This window comes from Bacillus sp. 1A, assembly GCF_052682215.1.
On the sequence record NZ_JBQYLZ010000001.1, the window covers coordinates 4,044,886 to 4,067,169 of the forward strand.

A 22,284-nucleotide genomic window follows, 5' to 3' on the forward strand; every position below is an offset into this window, starting at 1 on the left:
CTTACTATCTATTATTTACTACATTAATCTCATGTACACGTAAAAAAGCAATTAAATGCTCGCACGCTCGTTCACATGCCAACATTTTATAGATTTTTTGTTCCTCTTTCGTTTTATCATTTGCTTGATCTGAAGCAGCTTTTAAACATAGAAAAGGTTTTTTATTGATTTTGCATACATAAGCGAATGCTGCCACTTCTTGATCAACCGCTAATGCTCCATATACAGTATGGAGTAAATATCTCATTTCTGAACTACGGATACGTTGATCTCCAGATAAAAATGTACCATAATGAATCGGATCATAAGATCGTATCTTTTTTATTCTTCTTACAAGTGACTTTGTTGTTTCAATAGGTGCTGTCCTACCATTATATAAATTAAAAATATCTTCCCCTGAACCAGCAGCAGTAACGTCGTGTTGTATTGCATTAAGGGCTACTACAATATGTCCATTTTTCACCTTATTTGATAGACTTCCGCATATTCCTGTCATAAACAACTCATCTGGCTGAAACTCACTAATTAATAATTGCACACAACTAGCACAGCTTACTTTGCCAACTCCAGTTATTACAGAGATAATTTCCATATTATTAATATAGTGAAAATGAAATTCCCAAGCTGCTCGTTTTTCAATACGTTCACTTGGATAATATTGATGCAAATACGTAAGTTCTGGTTCCCATGCGGATACGATTGCAATACGTTTCATTACACGCTTCACTTCCCCCACTGTCATTTAAATAAGGTATCTATAGTTTCTCGTTCATAATCTGGCATCCGCTATTTGTATTTCTCATATAAATTTCGTATTGTTTCTTTATTCTTCGTAATTACTTCACTTCCTCTATCATCATACATAAACATGCTAATATCTTTTGTTGTATTTATGAGAAATACATCTGGATAAGAAATTTCTTTTTTGCGTCCAAAACGAGGAAAAAGACCTAAAAAAACCTTCATGAATCGCTGCTTGAATAAGTCGTTTATGCTTTATACCACTGGCGAAACATTTTAATAAAAATTGATATATACAATACGAGTCAACTTCTTCATCTTTATATAAAAATGGTATTGTTTCTTGCCTTATATGATACTTTAAATCTCTTTTCTAAATAAATCGTCTATATATTTATTTTCTGTAGATTTTTCACATTCTCCTTTTTTCAATCGATAAACATTTGTTACTAAAAACACTTCATCTTCTTTTGAAAATATATCTTCAAATAAGTATTTATTATATGTATAAATTTGAGAGAAGTATTCCATATTTAAATCGCCGGTTCCTTCTATATTTTTACATTTCCCTTTCCCGAAATCAAAATGAAAATGATTTTTCCACTGAGAGTATATGTATGGTACTAATGTAACCCCAGAAAATGTTTAATTCATTTCTTTTCTTACCTACATTTTCATACCCTTTCTACTCTACAATTTCTTTTAACTGCCAATATGCATCTTTTAGCCAAGGATGTATAACTTTCAACGTTTCTTTTCTTTCCCACAAAAATGAAATATATGCAAAAGCAGCATGTTCTAAAGATTTTTCTATCCCCTTTTTTACTTCTACTAAGTATGGTGGTGTCCCCTTTTGATCCCATTCTATTTTATCAGCAACAAATAACACTAAATCCATCTTCGTTGCATGTTTACGTAGTGTAGTATGACAACAAATTGCATTTAAAATCTCTTCATCTTTCACTTTAAATATCTCTTTTGCAATTACTCTTGATAGTTTTTGATGAATAATCATTGGAAATTCTCGTTCTTCTTGTAATATTTCTATTCCAAATTGTTCTGCAACTGCAACTCGATCCTCATTCGGAAAGATGGCACTAATATCATGTAAATATGCTGCAATCGCTACCTTTTCTTCATTTACATGATACGTACTCGCAATTTTACGGCCTTCTTTTGCCACCCGAATTGAATGTTTATAAGTAAGTTCTTTATTGTATTTTAATAGAAACGATTTTATATCATTTTCAATTTTTCCAGTTGGAGTAAATGAATATATATCCTTATATAACATCTCAAGTCACCTTTCTTCCTAACTTTCAATATAACGCTGTATTTAAATATCCTTTTTATTTGTATTCGTTATGAATGTTTTAATCCCTTTTTTATACGTTACATGAAATTTTATGGTGAATCATTGCTACAAAATACATAAATGTTTGATATTATAGTAATGTTAATGATTTGTAAGGAAAGGAACTACATAATGAATAAAAACATATTAATTATTGATGATGATAAAGAAATTGTTGAGTTACTTGCTGTTTATTTGCGAAATGAAGGCTATAACATTTATAAAGCATACGATGGCGATGAGGCATTGCAAATGATTTCTACATATGATGTTGACCTTATGGTTTTGGATATTATGATGCCAAAACGCAATGGATTAGAAGTTTGCCAGGAAGTTCGTGAGAATAATACTGTACCTATTCTTATGCTGAGTGCAAAAGCAGAAGATATGGATAAAATATTAGGTCTTATGACAGGTGCAGATGATTATATGATTAAGCCATTCAATCCATTAGAATTAGTAGCTAGAGTGAAAGCTTTGTTACGAAGATCATCTTTCCAAAATGCCACTTCCTCCAAAAATGAAGATGGTATTATTCGTATTCGTTCTGCTGAAATACACAAACATAATCATACTGTTAAAGTAAATGGAGAATATATTAAACTTACATCTATTGAATTTGATATTTTATATTTACTTGCGAGTAATACCGGAAGAGTATTTAGTTCCGAAGAAATTTTTGAACGAGTATGGAACGAAGATGGTTATGGTTCAAATAAAACTGTAATGGTTCACATTAGTAATTTACGAGATAAACTTGAAACAGGAATGAATGGAGAGAAGTTTATTCATACTGTTTGGGGAGTAGGCTATAAAATTGAGAAATGAAGCATTTGATATATTAAAAGATATCCCAAAATGGAAGTTAATTTTTTGGTTTATGTTAGCCATCACACTTACTCCTATTACTGAATTAATTATATATCGCCTTGTTACAAGTGTAATTGAAAGTTCACTTACGTTAAGCGAGCTCGGAAAAGAATTCATTAGAATTTTTGGATATGAAAAATATAAAGGAATAAAGGAATCTCTATGGATGATGATTGTATCTTATTTGTTTTTATTTTCTATTTTCTCATCCTACCTATACATTTTTTATCGTCATGAAAAAAAGATTTATTATGAAACTTGTATTAAAAAAATGATAGAAGAAATTCGTTATATTGCAAATGGAAACTTCAATCATAAAGTCTCTATCGTAAACCATAATTATCTGGAAGAGTTAGCAAGCGGGGTTAATCACATTGTTGAACAATTGAAAGTTTCGATTGATGAAGAAAGACAGGCGGAACAAGCAAAAAGTGAACTTATTACAAATGTATCGCATGATTTACGTACTCCTCTTACCTCTATAGTTGGATACGTAAATTTAATCCACCATGATAATTATAGAGATGAAGTGGAATTACGCCATTATATACAAGTCATTTACGATAAAGTAACCCGTCTTAACGCATTAATGAATGATTTGTTTGAATATACACGTGTTCAAAATAAAGAGTTAAGTTTATATTCTGTTCCCATTGATATTGTAGAGCTACTTGGACAATTAACTGTTCAATTCCGCATACAAGTTCAAGAAGCTAATATAGAATGTCGACCTTCTTTCCCATCTCAAAAACTCATGGTATTAGCTGATGGAGATAAATTAGTGCGTGTGTTTGAAAATCTTATTATAAACGCTATCGCTTATGGAAACGACGGTGGATATATCGACCTTGCTGCCTATGAAAGCAATAATATGATTACTATAGATATAACAAATTACGGCCAACCTATTCCTAGTACGGATTTACCTCATATTTTTGAACGTTTTTATCGCGTTGAAAAATCTCGCTCTACGAACACTGGTGGATCTGGACTCGGATTGGCAATTGCAAAAAGTATTGTGGAATTGCATAAAGGAACAATTGAAGTATATAGTGATGATAAAAAAACAACTTTCACTGTAAAACTACAACCATATAAATGTTAATACAACTTAATTTTAGGTCCAATTTCTTACCATATAAGAAATTGGACCTTTTATTTCCATTAAAACCCAAAATTTAATAATATTTTATAATTCTTTAGAAATTCTTTACCTTTTCTTTCTTCCTAATTAAGCATTACTTTTTACAATAGTATTATTGATGTCATAGTAGGAGGATCGCTTATGCAATTCTTGAAAAAGTTCACAATTTTATTCTTATCCTTTGTTATTACAGCACTTATCGTTTTATATTTTTACCTCTATGTAAATGGTCCAATTATTCAAGCTAAATCGGCTATTTTAATAGATGCTAATTCAGGTGAAGTTGTTTATAAAAAAAATGAAGAAACTCCTATACAATCAGCTACTTTATCTAAATTAATGACAGAGTATATCACACTGGAACAACTGAATGAAGGAAAAATACAGTTAGATGAATTAGTAAAAATAAGTAACGAAGTTTTCCGAGCAGAAACGAGTCCTATACAAGTAACTTCGAAAGATAAAACGACAGTTCGTGATTTACTTCATGCATTGTTTTTGACAGGTAATAATCGTTCCGCACTTGCCCTTGCAGAACACATTGCTGGAAACGAAGATAACTTTACACTTTTAATGAATGAAAAAGCAAAACAACTAAAGTTATCACAACCATCCCCGTTTCTAAATGCTACTGGAATGAATAACGATACAAATAAACAATCAACTACAACAGCTATAGACGTAGCTAAACTAGCGACACAATTAGTAAAAGACTTTCCAGATGTATTGAATATTACGGAACTAACCTCTTACCAATTTACCTTCAAAGACTCAAAAGTTTTCAACACAAATAAAATGATTTATTCCCTTAATAAAAACATTAAACTCCAAGGTGTTGACGGCTTACAAACTAGTTTTTCAACTAATGGTAATTATAGTTTTGTCAGTACAGCAAAACGAGGAGATACTAGACTTATTTCCGTAATATTAGACTCCAATGAAGAAAATAGTACTTTTATTGAAACAAAAAAGTTACTACAGTACGGTTTTGATCCTTCCTCGTACTCTGCACTCCAAGCTTTTAAAGATGCTGTTACATCGTGGACAGTTTTGCTTCAATTTAAAAATTTGATCATACAAACATTGTTGATTTTCTTCATCATTACAATTTTAATGTTTTTACATATACGTCAGAAAAAATCCGAGGATTTCAACTAGGAAATCTTCTTTTATATAAAAACCGGCTTGCATTTACAGTGCAAGCCGGTTTCTAAATTTATAATCCTCTTCCAATTAAATTCGCTGAAACAGGCTGAAGATTTAATTCTCTCGCCCATATAGATAGCTGACCGATATGGTGAATTTCATGCACAATTACATGTCTTAAAACTTCACCGTATGTATATGTTTTATCTGTCCACGAAGCTTTTAATATCTTACATTCAAGGCTAGATGACCACAACTGTAAAAAATCTTCTAATTCTCGTATATATAAATTAGATAACGCTTTCACTTTTTGGATGGATTGATAATCTTTAAACTGCGGTTCATTATCTTCTTTTCCTTGAAGCGCACTAATCCAGCTGTACTCAACATCGACAATATGGAATAATGTTTCTAAAACACTCCCAACACCACCTACACGCTTGCGGAGTAATTCTTCCTCTGAAAGTTGTTCACACCACTTAAACCAATCATCCCTTACTTGCCAATTGTATTGAAATAACGTGTACATATATATTTATCTCTCCCCTACCTCAACAATCCACTTAACCGCATCTATTACATAATATGGTTCATCTTTTTGAATCTAGTGACCGCTTTTTCTGCAATTACAAATTTATGATTGTATGATAATCGTAATAATTCTTCTTGCAATTGTAACCATTTCATTTGTGCATCTGGCGAATAAAAAGCTTTTTTACCCGCAGCTAACACGACAAGTGGAATATCATTCATTGATTTACAATGTCTATCTACTTCACTTAAACTAAATGTAAACTCTTCATAAGAACTTTCATATACAAACTGTTTATAGTAAGCTTCTTGAAATTCTGGAGACATGATTGGCAGAAAATCTTCTTTATAATTTTCCGGTGTCGAATCAACCAAAACTATTCCTAACATATCTTCGAGATAAGAAGTTGCAAATAAACGTGCATTTATACCGCCAAAAGAATGTCCTACAAAAATATAAGGTGGTTTCAATTGTAGTTGCGCTAAGCAACTTCTTAAATCTTTTACCATTTCAGAACTAATACGTCGCTTGGAACTCTTCCCACTTTTTCCTAAGCCCGCTCGATCATATGTAAGTACCGTCCCATATTCCGTCAACTCTTCAGCGATATGATCCCATGTCTTTGAATAATCACCATAACCTGCCTCCATTATAATAACTGGCTGCAGCTTCTTTCCTTGGAATTTTTTCGTATACATTTTAAAATCGTCAACTTGTACATATTCTTCTATACATTTAACCATTGACAATCACTTCTCTCAGGCCAAGTTCCTCTACAGCATGATTAATTATTTCACTTACAGATAAAGATCCATCCAATACAATATCCGAATTTGGCTTAACAGTATAGATTGCCTCTAAATAAGCTTTTCTCGCAAATGTCATGTAATGTTTCAAATCATTATGTATTTCATCTATTGTATCTTCTTTAAAATCTCGTAAAATTCTTCTTGCCATCGCAATATCTAAAGGAGTGTCAATAAATATAGTTACATCAATAAATTCTCGCATTACACTATTTAAGTATGCAAAAGGATAATCTACAATAATATAATCTACGTTACCCTCTCGTACAAGATGCTGAATATCATGAATTAATGGCGTAAGCACCCAGTCATCATAATTTGCTCCATCATCAATCCATTTACAAATATCAGCAGGACAGTTATCAAAGTTATAACTATCAAAATATAATGCTTTTGAATTTATTAACTTTTGACTTAATCTTTCTGTAACAGTAGTTTTACCTCCTCCTGAAACAGCTGCCACTGTAATGATTTTCGCTTTTTTATTCATAATTTCCCACCATACCCCTTTTAATTGACATAACATAATTATAGAAAACTATTATTATTTATCGATCCATTCATATTCTAACATACTCATTTCCCATAAATTCCAGTATGTTTCTCCCACTTTTTTTGACTCTCTTAATAAACCTTCTTTTACAAATCCTATTTTTTCATAACATGAAATAGCCAATGTATTAAAATCATAAACACCAAGCGTTACTCTATGTAGTTTTAATTCATCAAATGCAATATGAAGTACTGCTTTCATCATATGCCTCCCAATAGAACGTCCTCTCATTTTCGTATCACCAACTAGTACTTTACCAATCCTTGCAGATTTATTTATATTGTCTATTTGCCCAAGTGAAATATGACCAACTACTTCTTGAGTCTCTTCATCTATTACTTTGAATGCAAGTGTATTTTCACTTTCTATATATTTTTCTAATTGTTCTTCATTTAGGGGATATGTAAATGCATTTCCTGACCACTGTATTAAAAATTCTTCGGAATCAATCCAGTTTATTAATTGTTTGAAATCAGTTCTTGTAAATTGTTTCAGCTTGATCACTCTCATTCTCCTTTCACACAACCTTTTATACACCTTCAAATTTATTTCTATATGAAAAATATATTCCCTTTTAAACAAAATAAAAAGCCATTCATAAGAATGGCTTTGCAATCAATAAAGCATAATTACTCTTTATTTGCTACGTCAACACCGTTAAAATCAAACTCATCAGCAACAGTTGTAGCAGGTGGTAAAACCGCTTCAATTTTACAAAGAGATATAATTGCTGCAACTGAACCAGGAATAGCAGCCAGCTTAACAACATCGCAAGTTACAGAAGAAACAGTACCTATATAAGTACGTCCTTCAGTGTTAATTCGCACTGTTTTATTAATTAATTTTTTAAGTTCGTCTCTAATTCCTTGTACACAAGAGCTGTCACATTTCTCATGCTGTTCTTTTTTACACTCTTCAAAAACATCCCAACAATCATCATGTTTACACGTACATTTTTTTCTACAATTATTAAATCGAGAACCCAAATCCTCACCCCCTAATCCTTTCTATTAGTAAAGTATGTCCAATAGCTTAAAAGTGTACGAGACAAAAGCATAGAAACAAAAAAAACAAACACTTGTACTAAACCTTTTTATATATATTAAAAACGAATATACTACTGTATGAATACTCAATTCAAATACTCCAAATATGTAGCATTATTAGTATAAACGTGCTTTCAACGACAATACCATTCTTTTCTTTATTAATAACAAAACGGACCTCTAACAATTAAAGGCCTGTTTAATGATTGGACTTGGATTTAATTCTGCTGAATTTAAAATTTAGACAGACCCTTTCTCAAAAAAATTTTTTATTAATAAGCTGACTTTTTAAAGAATCTCCAGCTATTCCTATTACTTCACATATACATAGACTTTGTTTGCAGTAATATAGTATATTTTTCCTTTGCTGTTTTGAAGTATACATTCAGAAAAACATACTCCAAAATAAGATATTATTTATAATCAGAACGTTTTCTTCACCAAGTGTTTATTGATCAATCTCATAACCAGTAGTTCTCTCCACTATTTTGTAAAATTTAGCATAGTTTGTATGGATTCTATATCTAGTAGAAAGCACTCTATCATTTAAAGGGAAAATAATAGGTTAATAAACAAGCCATTTTTTTACTAAAACATAGAATAATAGTAATCCTATTGAAGGGAGGTATAAAAGAATGTCCTGGAAAAATGATTGCTGGAGTTCTAAGAAAAAGCATTGTTGTGATGACTGGTGGAAATCTAAAGAACAGCACCATTGTGATGATGATTGGTGGAAATCTAAAGAAAAACACCATTGTGATGATGATTGGTGGAAATCTAAAGAAAAGCATTGCAATGATGATTGGAGTTCTAAACGAAATAAGTGTCGCTGTAAATGTTTCTTTATTTGTTGTCATTGTAAAAGAAAACATTGGTAATATTTTAAATGTCAACTTAAAGGAAAGAATATATCTTTTGGGACCGGTAAATACTAGAATATATAAAAAGCTGACTAAATTGAACTGCACCCCAATTGTTAGACACAGTCTAACAATTGGAGGTGCAGTTTTTTGTATATTAACACGTAGAGATTTAAACTGGCATCTATAATTACTAGTTGAGTGGAGTATTGAAAAATAAGCTGACTCTTATAAATCGACTCTTTAATTACTTCACATACATATAAGCTTATTTACCAGCAGTATGTTTTTCCTTTGCTATTGTGCATCTTGTATTGTAATGTTCCTTTAACACTTGCTTTTGCATCAATAATAAACTCTAATCATACATTAACAGAACCAGCAACGTCTTTATCCTGCCAAGTTGGTGAATCATAGAAACGTAAATTATTCCTTTTAGAAACACCACGTTTTCCTCCAATAGATGAATCTACTGTACTTTTTTATCGAACTTCACATCAAAGAATCGTATTTAATCTATTGCTCTTCGCCAAGATTCAACCAGCCGTCTTGGGGTTTCTTTTATTTAAATAAGAATTTTATTAAAAACTTACATGTATATATTTTTCGTTATATAATTAAAGTATCGATATATTAGGAGTGTTAATTATGTCAGGAACGATAATGATTTTGTTATACATTTGTTTCGGATTAAGTGCAATTTTCAGCTTAATAAAAGAATTGAAAAAGCCACAGAAAAACCAGTTCTTGATTTTAGTTGATTCTCTAATTTTACTAGGAGCCTTAATCCTATTAGGTAGTATCTTCATCTAAATTACATAACTAGAACTCCAGTTGGGAGTGGAGCAGTTAGCGAAAGCTAACTGCTTTTTATAAATTAATTCTTTTATTAAATTTCACATATACAATCGCTTGTCCATTTCACCTTGTTTTATTTTTGCATTTACTATTAGTAATACAAATTTATAATAGTTTATGTATATAATTCCATTCAAAGATACATAATACCCACGTAACTATTTAAAAACACTTCGTTTTATATTTAAGTTCAAAAGGGAGCTACATAACATGGATAAAAAAGATCTATTAAGTCAACAACTTGATCATGTGTCATCGGATGCGTTGAATACTCCAAGTAAGGCCCAAGAAGAAATGCAAGAAGCATCTCAGCAGGCACATGTTTCAAACAAAAAGGACAGTACTCAATCTTTACATGGTGAAGATTTACCAATTTCAGACGTATATAGAACAACGAACAAACAGTAAATTTTAAGGGGAAAAAACCTTAAGAACGAGTGAACGTAATTTTCCCCTTTTCCTATTTTAAATAACACCTTTATATAAAAGCCGTACACATTATTGACATATTCACTATCACAATCTCCTGAAAATTCGTGATAGTATTAATTGGTCGGATACGCCAAATTTCGACATTGCACGACAACGATATCTCCCTTAATGAATCCCTGTCCCCCAGGGATTTCTCCTATTATCTTTTTACTTTTCGCTCCACTAAATTTTTATTCTTAACAAAATTCAATCACTCCATTGAATAGACATGCCACAGTATCATATTTTGATAAAACCTATAAAACAAATAGAAATATGTAATAATACTAGTAGCATTTTTCTACTCCAAATTTACTTCTTCCCTCTTCTCTTTTTATAAAATTAGGAATGAGCTCTATTTAAATAGAGCTCATTCCTAATTTTATAATTTACTAGACTGTAACCCCTGAATAAACGGAACTACTTCAGGATTTACAAGTGATGATAAATCCCCTAATTCTTTTCCTAAGTAAGCAGCTTTAATGACGCGTCGCATTACTTTAGAATTACGTGTTTTTGGTAAATCTTCTACAACGTGAATATCTTTTGGACACAATGCTTTTCCGATATGAGAGTTTACTAAACTCATTAATTCTTTCTTTAACTCTCCTGTGAATGTTACATTGTCCCTTAATACTACAAAACAATGACAAACTTCACCTTTTACATCATCAGGTACACCAATCGCGGCAGCTTCTATGACATCATTATGCTTCACAAGAATAGATTCATATTCTGCAGGTCCAATACGTTTTCCAGCAATGTTTAACGTATCATCTGAGCGTCCTGTAATAATATATTGCTCACCATCATAAATCACCCAGTCACCATGAACCCATTTGTTTTCAAAACGTGACCAATACGTGTTCACATAACGCTCATCGTCTTCCCAAAAACTTTTCGTCATACCAACCCAAGGTTTCTCTAAACATAATTCTCCAACTTCATCACGAATTGGATTGCCTTGATCATCTAGCACAACCGCTGCCATTCCTGGTAAAGATGCGTTAAAACTAATTGGTGCAATCGGTTTAATAAGGACGTTTCCGAAAATCCCACCAGAAATTTCAGTTCCGCCTGAATAGTTACAAATTGGTACATTATTTTTTCCAACTGTTTCAAATAGCCACATCCAAGGATCTGGATTCCAAGGTTCACCTGTTGATGCGAATACTTCTAAACTCTTGAGCGAATGTTTATTTACATACTCATCACCCTTTGCCATTAACGCACGAATTAATGTCGGTGATATACCGAGATGTGTAATTTCATATTTATCAACGGTCTCCCATAAACGATCTGCTTCTGGGAAATCTGGAACACCTTCGTACATAACCATCGTTGCTCCATTAATGAGAGAGCCGAATAATAAAAACGGTCCCATCATCCAGCCCATATCAGTTACCCATAATACGCGGTCACCTTGTTTGATATTCATTCCAAATCCTGCATCAAATGCAGATTTCAAAGGGAAACCAGCATGTGTATGTACTGTTCCTTTCGGTTTCCCAGTTGTACCTGATGTATAAATGAGCATTAACGGATCATCACTATTCATCTCTTCAGCATGTGTAAATAGTTTTTCTTTTTCTAGCGCACTCCATGGGAAATCATAATTATGTGGTGTAAAATCATTTCCTGCATGACGAACAATAACAACTTTTTCAACAGTTGGACAATGTTCGCAGGCTTTATCTACTTCGTCTTTTAATGAAACAACTTTACCTCGGCGTGAAAAACCATCTGCAGTAATGATCATTTTTGATCCTGCCGCTTGTACACGAGTCATGACTGCATCAGACGCAAATCCTGAGAATATTGGTGAAATAATTGCTCCGATTTTCATAACAGCTAGCATTGCAACAACTGTTTCTGGAATCATCGGCATATAAATTGTTACACGGTCACCTTTTTCAATACCCGCATGTTTCAAACCGTTTGCAACGCGACTTACCCAGTTGTCAAGCTCTTCATATGTAAATGATTTTGAAGTTCCATTTTCTCCCTCGTACTGTAGTGCTGGTTGCGTTCTAGTTTCATCATCTGCAAGCCAGCGTGATAAAACTGATTCTACAACGTTACATGTTCCGCCATTATACCACTGTGCAAACGGCGTACCATTTTCTAAATCTAGCACTTCTGTATAAGGCTTCATCCATTGATAGCCAACCGCTTTCTCAGCTTCTCCCCAAAACCATGCTGTTTCTTCAATAGATTTATTATAAAACGTTTCATAATCTTCATAGCCCAATGATTTCATCCAACCATATAAACGCGTTTTTTCTTTATATTCTTCTGTTGGAAACCAAACTGCTTGTTTCAATGTTTTCCCCTCCTTGACTTTTTGAGCAAGAAAGCCCTAAATAGGGCTTTAAACTGGATAAACAGGATGTTTACGATCTGTAAATACTTGATATTTACTCATATACATTTCGAATCGTCCTTTTAACTCTTCTCTTAAATTGTTTGGATGAACAATACCATCAATGACCATCTCTGATGCCAAATGGTAAATATCAATATCTTTCTTATACTCTTCGCGTTTTTCAGCAATGAAGCTATCACGCTCTTCTTCTGGTAAAGCTGCAATCTTATTTGCATATACAGCATTGACTGCCGCTTCTGGACCCATTACTGCAATAGAAGCTGTCGGTAATGCTAGGCAGCAATCTGGTTCAAAGGCTGGACCTGCCATTGCATATAAACCAGCACCGTATGCTTTACGAACAACGATAGAAATTTTCGGTACAGTTGCTTCACTCATTGCAGAAATCATCTTTGCACCATGACGAATAATACCAGCACGCTCTACTTTTGTGCCAATCATAAATCCAGGTACATCTGCAAGGAATAACAACGGAATATGATATGCATCACATAAATTAATAAATTTCGCTGCTTTATCCGCTGAATCGTGGAATAATACGCCGCCTTTCATACGCGGTTGATTTGCAATAATACCAACTGGCTTACCATCAATACGTGCCAAGCCTGTAATTAGTTCTTGAGCAAATAATTTTTTCACTTCATAGAAAGAACCTTCATCAATAACTCTATTAATGAGATCTTTCATATTGAAAGGAGCATTTTGATTTTCTGGAATGATTTGTTCTAACGTTTTTTCGAATTGTTTCGGTTCTTGAGGTGTAACCAATGGAGTCTTCTCTAAGTAGTTGTTTGGAAAATATGAAATGTATTGTCTTGCTTGTGTAATCGCATCTTCTTCTGTTTTACATAAAACATCTCCGCATCCTGATACAGAGCAATGCATACGAGCTCCGCCCATCTCCTCTAAAGTTACCTTCTCGCCGATAACCATCTCTGCCATACGAGGAGAACCTAAGTACATAGATGCATTTCCTTCTACCATCATAACAATGTCACAAAAGGCTGGAATATATGCGCCACCAGCTGCCGAAGGTCCAAATAATAAGCATACTTGAGGAACTTTACCTGATAATTTCACTTGATTGTAGAAGATTCTTCCTGCACCGCGGCGTCCTGGGAACATTTCTACTTGATCTGTAATACGCGCTCCAGCAGAGTCAACTAAATAAAATAACGGAACACGTAATTTTTCTGCCGTTTCTTGAATACGTAAAATCTTTTCAACTGTACGTGCGCCCCATGATCCAGCCTTTACCGTTGAATCATTTGCCATTACGCATGCAGTACGACCATGTATTTTACCCGTTGCCGTTATAACACCATCAGCAGGTAATCCTGTTTGTTCACAATTTGCAAATAATGCATCTTCTACATATTCACCATTATCAAATAAAAGAGCTAAGCGATCTCGAACGAATAGTTTTCCTTTTGCTTTGTTTTGTTCATGATACTTTGGTGCGCCGCCTTGTTTAATCGTTTCAACTCGTTCTTCAAATGTATTCGATTGTTGTTTTTGATCTAACATATTTACTCCCCCTTATACATTGGTGTGCGTTTTTCCTTGAATGCTTGTAATCCTTCTAATCTATCTTTCGTATGGATTACACCTTCATACGCTTGTTTTTCCATTTGTAATCCGGTATGTAAATCAACTTGAATACCGTTTGAAATTGCTTCTTTTGCTAATCGAACAGCAATAGGGCCATTACTAGCAATTTTCTCTGCTATTTCAATCGCTTTCTCTTCAAGTAAATGAGCTGGTACAACAAATTCTACTAAACCATATTCTTTTGCTTCTTGCGCTGAAATACGTCTGCCTGTATAAATTAATTCTTTCGCTCTACCAACACCAATTAATCTTGGTAAACGCTGCGTACCACCTGCTCCTGGTATAATTGCAAGTGTAGTTTCAGTAAGACCAAGACTTGCAGATTCAGCCGCAATTCTAAAATCACAAGCTAAACTTAATTCCGTACCACCACCAAGGGCGATTCCGTTTATAGCAGCAATAACTGGCTGTGGTAATTGTTCAACCATCTCCATAGTAGTGCGAATCATACTAACAGCATGGCGAACTTGTTCCTCATTCATACCAGCACGTTCTTTTAAATCAGCACCAGCACAAAACGCTTTTTCACCAGCACCTGTTAAAATAACTACACGAGTATTGGACTCTTCACTTATTTGAGTTAATATGTTTTGTAACTCTTCTAATAACTCTAAAGATAATGAGTTTGCTTGTCTTTCACGATATAACGAAATCTTTACAACGTGAGGTGTTACATAATTAACTAAAATGTTTTGTAGTTGTAGCATCTTCTCACCTACTTATCGTTTTATGTTGAAGCGCTCTATACACATGACTCGGTAATTGGATATTTAATTTACTTTGAATGAATTGACTCGCTTTCAATAACTTCTCTTCATCAATATTCGTTTGGACCCCTAACTTATGGAGCATATGAACTAAGTCATCGGTTGCAACATTGCCTGATGCTCCTGGTGCATATGGACATCCACCAAGACCACCACAAGAACTATCAAATGTTGTAATACCATATTCTAATGACTTAACTACATTCGCCAGAGCCATTCCATACGTATTATGGAAGTGCATTGCAAACTGCGAAGCATCATATTTCTTTAATAAATGCTCTAATACTCGCTCTACTTGTAGTGGATTCGCTACACCAATCGTGTCACCAAGAGATACTTCATAAATGCCGTATGAAAATAGTTGATTACATAATTCGTCAACTGCTACGACGCTTATATCTCCTTCATAAGGACATCCAAATACAGTAGAAACATAGCCTCTTACCTTTTTCCCTTCGAATATTGCCTGTTTTGTTATATCTTCAATTACAACTAATGCTTCTTTAATTGATTTATTAATATTACTTTTATTATGAGATTCACTTGCTGATAAAAAAACATTCACCTCATCTACATTTTGCAGAAAAGCTCGTTCCAAACCATTTTGATTTGGAACAAGCGCTGCATAAGTAACATTGGAATCCCTTTTCAGCTCAGAAAACACATCATTTGCATCTGCTAATGCAGGGACCCATTTAGGGTGAACGAATGAGGAAACTTCAACGTACGATAATCCCGCCTCTGTAAGTAGTTGAATCCATTTTACTTTATCTTTTGTGCCAACAATCTTTTTTTCATTTTGTAAGCCATCACGTGGCCCTACTTCTTTAATGACAGCAAAATTAGGTAGTTTCAATTCGCTTCCCCCTATATCTCCCTATTCAATTTCTAGTAATACATCTCCTTCATTTACAAAATCGCCTTCTTGCACATTAATTTTCATAACTGTGCCAGCTTCTTCTGAAATGATTGGAATTTCCATTTTCATAGATTCCAAAATGACGACATCCTGCTCTTCCTCTACTGTATCTCCTACTCCTACAACAATCTTCCATACATTTCCTGCCATCGATGCATATACCTTCGTCATCATTTTTTCCCCCTTAATATTGTTAAATCTTATTTTTTAACAAGTTGTTTCGTTACAAAACCCGTTGTATAAATACCACTTTTGAACACATCGTCTTCCAATACTTGAAGTAGCATTGGCGTGTTCGTTTTAATACCTTCTACTTTTAATTCTTCTAAAGCATCATGTAATTTTGAAATTGCTTCTTCACGAGTTCCACCATGAGCAATAACTTTCGCAATCATTGGATCGTAGAAAGGTGTAATCGTGACTTGATTCTCCAAAAAGTGATCAATACGTACATTTGATGGAAGCGTTAAATTTGTAATTTTCCCAGGTGATGGGAAGAAAGTTTTCGGATCCTCTGCATAAATACGTGCCTCAATGGAATGACCACTACGTTTTACATCATCTTGTGTAAATGATAGTTTCTCACCGTATGCAATTAGAAGTTGTTGTTCTACAAGATCTAAACCAGTAATTTCTTCTGTAACTGGATGCTCTACTTGTAATCTCGTATTCATCTCTAAGAAATAAAAGTTCTTCTGATCATCTACAAGAAACTCAACTGTACCTGCATTTGTATAGCCTAGAGCTTTGGCAGCTTGTACAGCAACTTCTCCCATCGCCTTTCGCGTACCTTCATCTAAAAATGGTGAAGGTGCTTCTTCAATTACTTTCTGATTTCGGCGCTGCACGGAACATTCACGCTCCCATAAATACACTGTGTTACCATGTGTATCTGCTAAAAGCTGAATTTCAATATGATGTGCATCTGCAATATAGCGCTCTAAATACATTTCTCCGTTACCGAAGAAGTTTTGTGCTCTTGTTTTGTTACTTTCAAATGCTTTGGTGAGCGTTTGCTCAGTTTCCATCAACTGCATTCCAATGCCTCCGCCGCCTGCGGATGCCTTCAGCATTAATGGATAACCAATTTGTTTTGCAATTTCAATTGCTTCTTCAGCAGTTTCAATATTTGTAGTAATACCTGGAACTACTGGGACATCTGCAGCTTGCATTGCAATACGAGACTCGATTTTACTTCCCATTTTCGTAATGATTTCTTCTGATGGACCGATAAATACAATCCCTTCTTCTCTACAGCGAACCGGAAAAGACGAATTCTCTGATAATAATCCATATCCCGGATGGATTGCTTCAGCATTTGTCTTCTTAGCTATTTCAATAATTTTTTCAAGGTTTAAATAGCTTTCTTGGACACGCGGTCCGCCTACTAAGTAAGCTTCATTTGCCATTTTTACATGTAGGGCATTTTCATCAGCCTCAGAATAAATAGCAACAGTGCGAATGCCAAGTTTTTGACAAGTTTTCATAATACGAACTGCGATTTCCCCGCGATTAGCAATTAATATTTTTTGAAACATAGTGATTCCTCCTTTTTATCTACATCCTAAATGTCTTGCAATTACGAGACGTTGAATTTCAGAAGTTCCTTCACCAATTTCTAATAGTTTTGCATCACGAATATGTCGTTCCACTTCATATTCACGCATATAGCCGTATCCACCGTGAATTTGTACGGCTTGATTTGCAATACGACTAGCAGCCTCAGATGCAAATAACTTTGCCATAGCCGCTTCTTTACCGAAAGGTTTATCATTATCTTTTAACCAAGCTGCTTTATGTACTAAATTACGTGCAAGTTCTACTTCAGTCGCCATATCAGCTAATTTAAATTGAATCGCTTGGAAATTAGAGATTGACTTTCCAAATTGTTGACGTTCTTTCGCATATTGCAGCGCACGTTCAAATGCAGATTGTGCAATACCTACTGCTAATGCTGCGATTGAAATACGTCCTCCATCAAGTGTATATAAGAATTGTTTAAATCCTTTATTTACATCACCAAGAATATTTTCTTTCGGTACACGTACACCATCAAGTACGATTTCACATGTATTAGAAGCACGAACACCCATCTTATCGTAAGGACTTGAAATCGTTAATCCTTCACTTGTAGTCGGTACGATAAATGCCGAAATACGCTTTCTACCATTATCTTCAACACCGTTGATAGCGGTTACAATAATTGTATTTGCATACTCTGCATTTGTAATCCAACACTTTTCACCACTAATAACATACTCGTCTCCATCTAATACAGCTTTCGTTTGTGTACCACCTGCATCAGATCCAGCGTTCGGCTCAGTTAATCCGAAAGCACCTAAAGTTTTACCTGATGCCATTGGAATTAAATATTTCTGTTTTTGTTCTTCTGTACCGAAATAATAAATTGGAGAAGCACCTAATGAAATTGTTGCAGCGTAACTTAATCCTGTCCCACCACAAGCACGACCAATTTCTTCAACTGCTAACGCGTACGATACAGTATCGCCACCTGAACCTCCATACTCTTCAGGGAATGGGATTCCTAATAATCCTAGTTCGCCCATCTTTTGAAATGTTTCATATGGAAATTCCGCAGTTTTGTCATAATATACAGCTTTCGGTGCGATTTCCTTTTCAGCAAAGTCACGTACCATTTCTTTAATCATTTGTTTTTCGCGAGTTAGAGTAAATTCCATTCCGCTACACACCCCTTATCGAATATTGAGTTTCGACAGCGTGCGAGTTTCTACTACAAACATTACGAATTAAAAGACACGAATATTAGTTAGATAATTGTTATAATTCTGTCATAACTTAATTTTAAAACAGATTCTGTACTAATGCACAAAAAAATTCCTACATTGTTCTACAACAACATAGGAGTTTTCTTGTCGAATTATGTAATTTTTTGTTTAATAATCTCTACCTTTTCCCGAATCAGAAATTTCTACTAAAGCTTCAGGATAAGGTTCAAAATATGTTTGTCGTAATAAATACTTTTCGTCAAACCGAATGGCCCATGATTTTAAAATTGCAAGTAAGCTACTAAGCGGGACTTTCTTTTCTATATACTTTTGTATCAAATCTAAAAAATGATCTTTTTCTTGTTTTTTCAGCTTAGTTTTAAAATATCCAAAAATATGCTCACATACATTTACATTCGATGTATAGCGGGGTGTGCGCATAAATAATTCATATAAAGTTTTCTCATAATTTTCAAATACCACTTCAATCTTTTCATTTTTGTGATTTGCAATTATTCGTCCCAATTCCTTTTGTTTTACCTGATTATATGCCATAAATAAATATTTATTATCAGACTGAAACGATACAAGATCTTTTATATTTTTATTATGTTTGATCATTTTGTAATATGCGATTGTAAACAGCCTTGTAAAGAAATGTTCTCTAATAATAAAATTCGACAATCTACCCTCTTCTTCAATTGGAAGATGCGAAAAATTTTTTATTACTGCTCCGCCAAATAAGCCAGATCCCTTTCCTTTTGCTGGTGCTTTTTCGAAACCAGAATAAATTTTCACATCACGCGTACCACAACTCGGCGAACGATTCTTTAAAATAAAACCATCCACATCAGATATCGTTTGTAAAAAGACATTTGAAAATTGCTCCATTTTTTCAGTTACATCTTCTCGTGTCGACGGCTGTACAAGCCTATTCACACCATTTTCTTCTACAATTCGTATCGTTTCACGAGGAGTCCCCAATCCGATCTCGACTTCTGGACAAACAGGTATAAATGTAACAAATGGCTGCAAATTTCGTATTGTTACATCTGGTATCATCTCTGCATTATAACGACAGGCATCAAATTCTAAACATTTACTTACAACAATTGTTGGTTTTGCAAATTGCCGCATTTCATTACCTCCATGGTATCAATCCATACAATCTAAATTGTACTGATATTAGTATCTTAAGCAAAGTCTGTTTATATTGATTATTTTTATAATAACTATAAATTTAATGCTATATCAACTGCAATTCAAATCTATTTCGTATATGTATTAACAAGTCCTTGTACAAACTTGTTAACACTTTTTGTCTAAACGCAATCCATCTTTACTAGCATAGTTACAGATTCTTTCCTTTCCTCTTTACATTTAAATTAAAATAAGCCTTAATACGAATTTTAATCCCAAGTTATTTAGAATATATTCTTTATATTTGCACATTATAGATTGAGAAAGTATTACTTGTAGTTAGGGTGTTCCAAATGAATTTTAGAAACCTACTTTCTTTATTACGGAACATTTTCAGAAGCATTTTTTCTTTGGTAAAAAACATTTCAAAAAATCCATTCAGTTTAAGGAGGCATATTAAAATGGGAGTATTAAGTGGTAATCCCCAAAATGAACCAATGCATTACGGAGAAGTCTTTGCAATTTGGAGTTATCTTGCAGGGGCACAAGGTGCCATTGCTGGTTACCAAGTTCTTGTCAATCATACTGGAGACGAGGACTTAAAAAAGTTTTTAGAAAACCTTATAGAAAATGATATCCAATCAGAAGTTGAAGAACTAAAAAACTTGTTAAAATCAAACGGTGTGGCATTACCACCAGCACCTCCAGAACGTCCAGTTGCATCTATTGAAACAATCCCTCCTGGTGCTCGTATTAATGACGCAGAAATTGCAGCTAAAGTTTCTATGGATCTTGCTGCTGGACTAGTAGCATGTAGCCAAGCGATGGGACAATCACTTCGAGAAGACGTAGGAATGATGTTTGGACAATTCCATATGAAAAAGGCACAAGCAGGTGCTACTTTACTACGGTTAAATAAGAAAAAAGGCTGGATTATTCCTCCCCCTTTACATGTTCTTCAATCTGATCAAGCATAACATGGCATAAGCGGTTAACTTTTGTTAACCGCTTCGTTGTATTTACCTGTCCTTTTAATAATGGAGATTAAAGATAGTTCTAATAATTTTAACTTTATGATTTAGATACTGTGATACGAATAATGTACAAAAGCAATGGAGAAATTAATACATAAGAAAGGAGGGGAAATTTATGAAGAAAAAATTATCATCTATTTTAAGTGTTTTAGCACTATCTATTATGTTTTTAGGCACATCTGCCCAAGCTGAATACGATGGAAATCATATGAATAGAGTTAATAACACTGATATGTCAACTCGAGTTAATGACAATAACTTGAACAGAGTTAATGATAATAACTTGAACAGAGTTAATAATGATGTGAGAACTCGAAATGTAAATACGACAAATGATTTAAATAATAATCGTGATAGAAATAATAATTGGGCTTGGCTCGGTTTATTAGGTCTAGCAGGATTATTAGGTCTTAGAAGAAGAGACAAAGAAACACGCTAATTCAAAATATTTTTAGTAAACAAGTACTTATTTATCAAAATTGTATAATGAATATAAATCGCCTTTTTCAAGGCGATTTATTATTTGCTTAAAAATAGTATATGTAATTCACACATCAACATATTTTTACTTATGATTAAACCTATTAAATTACATTTATTTAAATACCAAAAATCAAACCCCTAAAATGTTGTTATAGTTAGATTCGTGGCGTTAATCCATACAATATAAATTGAATCGTATTTTCAATTTCCACTTCATCATCCCATTTTTCTTCAGGCAATAATAAAAATCGTGTTAATAGTAAACCTAATACAGCTGATAAAGTAAGACGTAATACAGAAGATGGTGGTATCTCAATAATTTCTCCTTTATCTTGAAACTTCACAATCAACTTTTTGAAATGTGAAAACAGTTCCGTTTCTACTAATTGTTGTATTTCATTTTTTAGCTCTGGTTGAAATGGTACTTCTTGAATTAATATTTTAATCATAGGAAAGTGCTTTTGAGCAAATTCAAATCTATTATGAATGACAACTCGTAAAAGTCCCTCATATGATTCATACTTCGATTTAAATATTTCCTTTGCAAAGGCTTGTACGAAAAATGGTGCAGCAAACTTTGTTAATGTCGGCATGACGACTGCTAACAATAAATCTTTTTTCGTTTTATAGTAGCGGAAGATTGTTCCTTCCGCTACACCAGCACGCTTTGCAATTTCACTTGTAGAAGTTGATGCATATCCTTTTTCTCCAAACATATCAACAGCTGCCTCTAAAATACGCATTTGACGTTCATTTCGTTTATCCGTATTAGTTGCGGCAATTAATTCTTCTAGCCAATCCTTCTTCATCTATAAT

At 33.6% G+C, this 22,284-nt stretch carries 23 protein-coding genes and 3 pseudogenes; 8 read left to right on the top strand and 18 right to left on the bottom strand.

Annotated elements, in window-relative coordinates; translation table 11 throughout:
• Positions 1–4 precede the first annotated feature (4 nt).
• From ACUN0F_RS20690 to yqeK, 3 genes and pseudogenes are all read right to left on the bottom strand, one after another.
• Complete coding sequence (locus ACUN0F_RS20690; RefSeq protein ID WP_046955931.1) at positions 5–742, bottom strand: phosphorylase family protein; 738 nt, start codon at positions 740–742, stop codon at positions 5–7.
• A gap of 44 nt (positions 743–786) precedes the next feature.
• Positions 787–1,356, bottom strand: a pseudogene (locus ACUN0F_RS20695) (DUF3885 domain-containing protein).
• 70 nt (positions 1,357–1,426) lie between these two features.
• Positions 1,427–2,035 (bottom strand): bis(5'-nucleosyl)-tetraphosphatase (symmetrical) YqeK, encoded by a 609-nt coding sequence (gene yqeK, locus ACUN0F_RS20700; protein WP_445540060.1) that lies wholly within the window; start codon positions 2,033–2,035, stop codon positions 1,427–1,429.
• A 192-nt stretch (positions 2,036–2,227) separates the two neighbouring features.
• Here yqeK and ACUN0F_RS20705 point away from each other — a divergent pair, with 192 nt between their 5' ends.
• The 3 genes from ACUN0F_RS20705 to ACUN0F_RS20715 all read left to right on the top strand — a co-directional run bounded on the left by ACUN0F_RS20705 (position 2,228) and on the right by ACUN0F_RS20715 (position 5,267).
• Complete coding sequence (locus ACUN0F_RS20705; RefSeq protein ID WP_087986134.1) at positions 2,228–2,923, top strand: response regulator transcription factor; 696 nt, start codon at positions 2,228–2,230, stop codon at positions 2,921–2,923.
• The gene (locus tag ACUN0F_RS20710; RefSeq protein ID WP_097890895.1) at positions 2,913–4,070 is read left to right on the top strand and encodes a sensor histidine kinase; all 1,158 of its coding nucleotides are present in this window, start codon (positions 2,913–2,915) and stop codon (positions 4,068–4,070) included. The genes ACUN0F_RS20705 and ACUN0F_RS20710 overlap by 11 nt, the downstream gene beginning before the upstream one ends.
• Before the next feature lie 180 nt (positions 4,071–4,250).
• Positions 4,251–5,267 (top strand): D-alanyl-D-alanine carboxypeptidase family protein, encoded by a 1,017-nt coding sequence (locus tag ACUN0F_RS20715; RefSeq protein WP_001160064.1) that lies wholly within the window; start codon positions 4,251–4,253, stop codon positions 5,265–5,267.
• A 58-nt stretch (positions 5,268–5,325) separates the two neighbouring features.
• Here ACUN0F_RS20715 and ACUN0F_RS20720 read toward each other — a convergent pair whose 3' ends face one another.
• From ACUN0F_RS20720 to ACUN0F_RS20740, 5 genes and pseudogenes are all read right to left on the bottom strand, one after another.
• Positions 5,326–5,784 carry a DinB family protein gene (locus ACUN0F_RS20720; protein WP_048546986.1) on the bottom strand — a complete coding sequence of 153 codons (459 nt, stop codon included), beginning with the start codon at positions 5,782–5,784 and terminating at the stop codon, positions 5,326–5,328.
• 6 nt (positions 5,785–5,790) lie between these two features.
• Positions 5,791–6,530 (bottom strand): annotated as a pseudogene (locus tag ACUN0F_RS20725) (alpha/beta fold hydrolase).
• Complete coding sequence (locus tag ACUN0F_RS20730) at positions 6,523–7,083, bottom strand: hypothetical protein (RefSeq protein ID WP_445540061.1); 561 nt, start codon at positions 7,081–7,083, stop codon at positions 6,523–6,525. Before ACUN0F_RS20730 ends, ACUN0F_RS20725 begins: the two are co-directional and overlap by 8 nt.
• A 54-nt stretch (positions 7,084–7,137) precedes the next feature.
• Positions 7,138–7,656, bottom strand: a complete 519-nt coding sequence (locus tag ACUN0F_RS20735; RefSeq protein ID WP_445540062.1) for a GNAT family N-acetyltransferase — start codon at positions 7,654–7,656, stop codon at positions 7,138–7,140.
• 119 nt (positions 7,657–7,775) lie between these two features.
• The gene (locus tag ACUN0F_RS20740; RefSeq protein WP_264462379.1) at positions 7,776–8,132 is read right to left on the bottom strand and encodes a hypothetical protein; all 357 of its coding nucleotides are present in this window, start codon (positions 8,130–8,132) and stop codon (positions 7,776–7,778) included.
• Positions 8,133–8,840: 708 nt separating this feature from the next.
• Between ACUN0F_RS20740 and ACUN0F_RS20745 the strand changes: the two genes are divergently transcribed.
• Positions 8,841–9,242 (top strand): hypothetical protein, encoded by a 402-nt coding sequence (locus tag ACUN0F_RS20745; RefSeq protein ID WP_445540063.1) that lies wholly within the window; start codon positions 8,841–8,843, stop codon positions 9,240–9,242.
• 82 nt (positions 9,243–9,324) lie between these two features.
• On the opposite strand, the pseudogene ACUN0F_RS20750 reads toward ACUN0F_RS20745, so the two are convergent.
• Positions 9,325–9,604, bottom strand: a pseudogene (locus tag ACUN0F_RS20750) (N-acetylmuramoyl-L-alanine amidase); the annotation flags it as partial.
• Positions 9,605–9,700: 96 nt separating this feature from the next.
• On the opposite strand from ACUN0F_RS20750, the gene ACUN0F_RS20755 reads away from it, so the two are divergent.
• Both ACUN0F_RS20755 and ACUN0F_RS20760 read left to right on the top strand, forming a co-directional pair.
• Positions 9,701–9,865, top strand: coding sequence for a hypothetical protein (locus ACUN0F_RS20755; protein WP_088091473.1), 165 nt, complete (start codon positions 9,701–9,703; stop codon positions 9,863–9,865).
• 255 nt (positions 9,866–10,120) lie between these two features.
• The gene (locus tag ACUN0F_RS20760; RefSeq protein ID WP_137053092.1) at positions 10,121–10,318 is read left to right on the top strand and encodes a hypothetical protein; all 198 of its coding nucleotides are present in this window, start codon (positions 10,121–10,123) and stop codon (positions 10,316–10,318) included.
• A gap of 445 nt (positions 10,319–10,763) precedes the next feature.
• Here the strand turns inward: ACUN0F_RS20760 and ACUN0F_RS20765 are convergent, their stop codons facing one another.
• The 8 genes from ACUN0F_RS20765 to ACUN0F_RS20800 form a co-directional block, all read right to left on the bottom strand.
• Positions 10,764–12,704 carry an AMP-binding protein gene (locus ACUN0F_RS20765; RefSeq protein ID WP_445540064.1) on the bottom strand — a complete coding sequence of 647 codons (1,941 nt, stop codon included), beginning with the start codon at positions 12,702–12,704 and terminating at the stop codon, positions 10,764–10,766.
• 48 nt (positions 12,705–12,752) lie between these two features.
• Positions 12,753–14,294 (bottom strand): acyl-CoA carboxylase subunit beta, encoded by a 1,542-nt coding sequence (locus ACUN0F_RS20770; protein ID WP_000886750.1) that lies wholly within the window; start codon positions 14,292–14,294, stop codon positions 12,753–12,755.
• 2 nt (positions 14,295–14,296) lie between these two features.
• Positions 14,297–15,085: an enoyl-CoA hydratase gene (locus ACUN0F_RS20775; RefSeq protein ID WP_445540065.1), complete on the bottom strand. Its 789-nt coding sequence runs from the start codon at positions 15,083–15,085 to the stop codon at positions 14,297–14,299.
• Between the two features lie 4 nt (positions 15,086–15,089).
• Positions 15,090–16,001 (bottom strand): hydroxymethylglutaryl-CoA lyase, encoded by a 912-nt coding sequence (mvaB, locus tag ACUN0F_RS20780; RefSeq protein WP_445540066.1) that lies wholly within the window; start codon positions 15,999–16,001, stop codon positions 15,090–15,092.
• Between the two features lie 21 nt (positions 16,002–16,022).
• A complete protein-coding gene (locus tag ACUN0F_RS20785) occupies positions 16,023–16,238 on the bottom strand; it encodes an acetyl-CoA carboxylase biotin carboxyl carrier protein subunit (RefSeq protein ID WP_001987345.1) in 216 nt (71 codons plus the stop codon).
• Positions 16,239–16,264: 26 nt separating this feature from the next.
• Complete coding sequence (locus ACUN0F_RS20790; RefSeq protein ID WP_445540067.1) at positions 16,265–17,602, bottom strand: acetyl-CoA carboxylase biotin carboxylase subunit; 1,338 nt, start codon at positions 17,600–17,602, stop codon at positions 16,265–16,267.
• Between the two features lie 15 nt (positions 17,603–17,617).
• Entirely contained in the window at positions 17,618–18,763 is a 1,146-nt protein-coding gene (locus ACUN0F_RS20795) for an acyl-CoA dehydrogenase (protein WP_000397260.1), read from the bottom strand.
• Between the two features lie 216 nt (positions 18,764–18,979).
• A complete protein-coding gene (locus ACUN0F_RS20800; RefSeq protein WP_445540068.1) occupies positions 18,980–19,948 on the bottom strand; it encodes a YbgA family protein in 969 nt (322 codons plus the stop codon).
• Between the two features lie 464 nt (positions 19,949–20,412).
• Between ACUN0F_RS20800 and ACUN0F_RS20805 the strand changes: the two genes are divergently transcribed.
• Both ACUN0F_RS20805 and ACUN0F_RS20810 read left to right on the top strand, forming a co-directional pair.
• Entirely contained in the window at positions 20,413–20,928 is a 516-nt protein-coding gene (locus ACUN0F_RS20805) for a DUF3231 family protein (protein WP_000538613.1), read from the top strand.
• A 172-nt stretch (positions 20,929–21,100) separates the two neighbouring features.
• Entirely contained in the window at positions 21,101–21,424 is a 324-nt protein-coding gene (locus ACUN0F_RS20810; RefSeq protein WP_000728149.1) for a WGxxGxxG family protein, read from the top strand.
• 199 nt (positions 21,425–21,623) lie between these two features.
• Here ACUN0F_RS20810 and ACUN0F_RS20815 read toward each other — a convergent pair whose 3' ends face one another.
• On the bottom strand, positions 21,624–22,277 hold the full coding sequence (locus ACUN0F_RS20815) for a TetR/AcrR family transcriptional regulator (RefSeq protein ID WP_445540069.1): 654 nt from the start codon (positions 22,275–22,277) through the stop codon (positions 21,624–21,626).
• Positions 22,278–22,284: the final 7 nt, after the last annotated feature.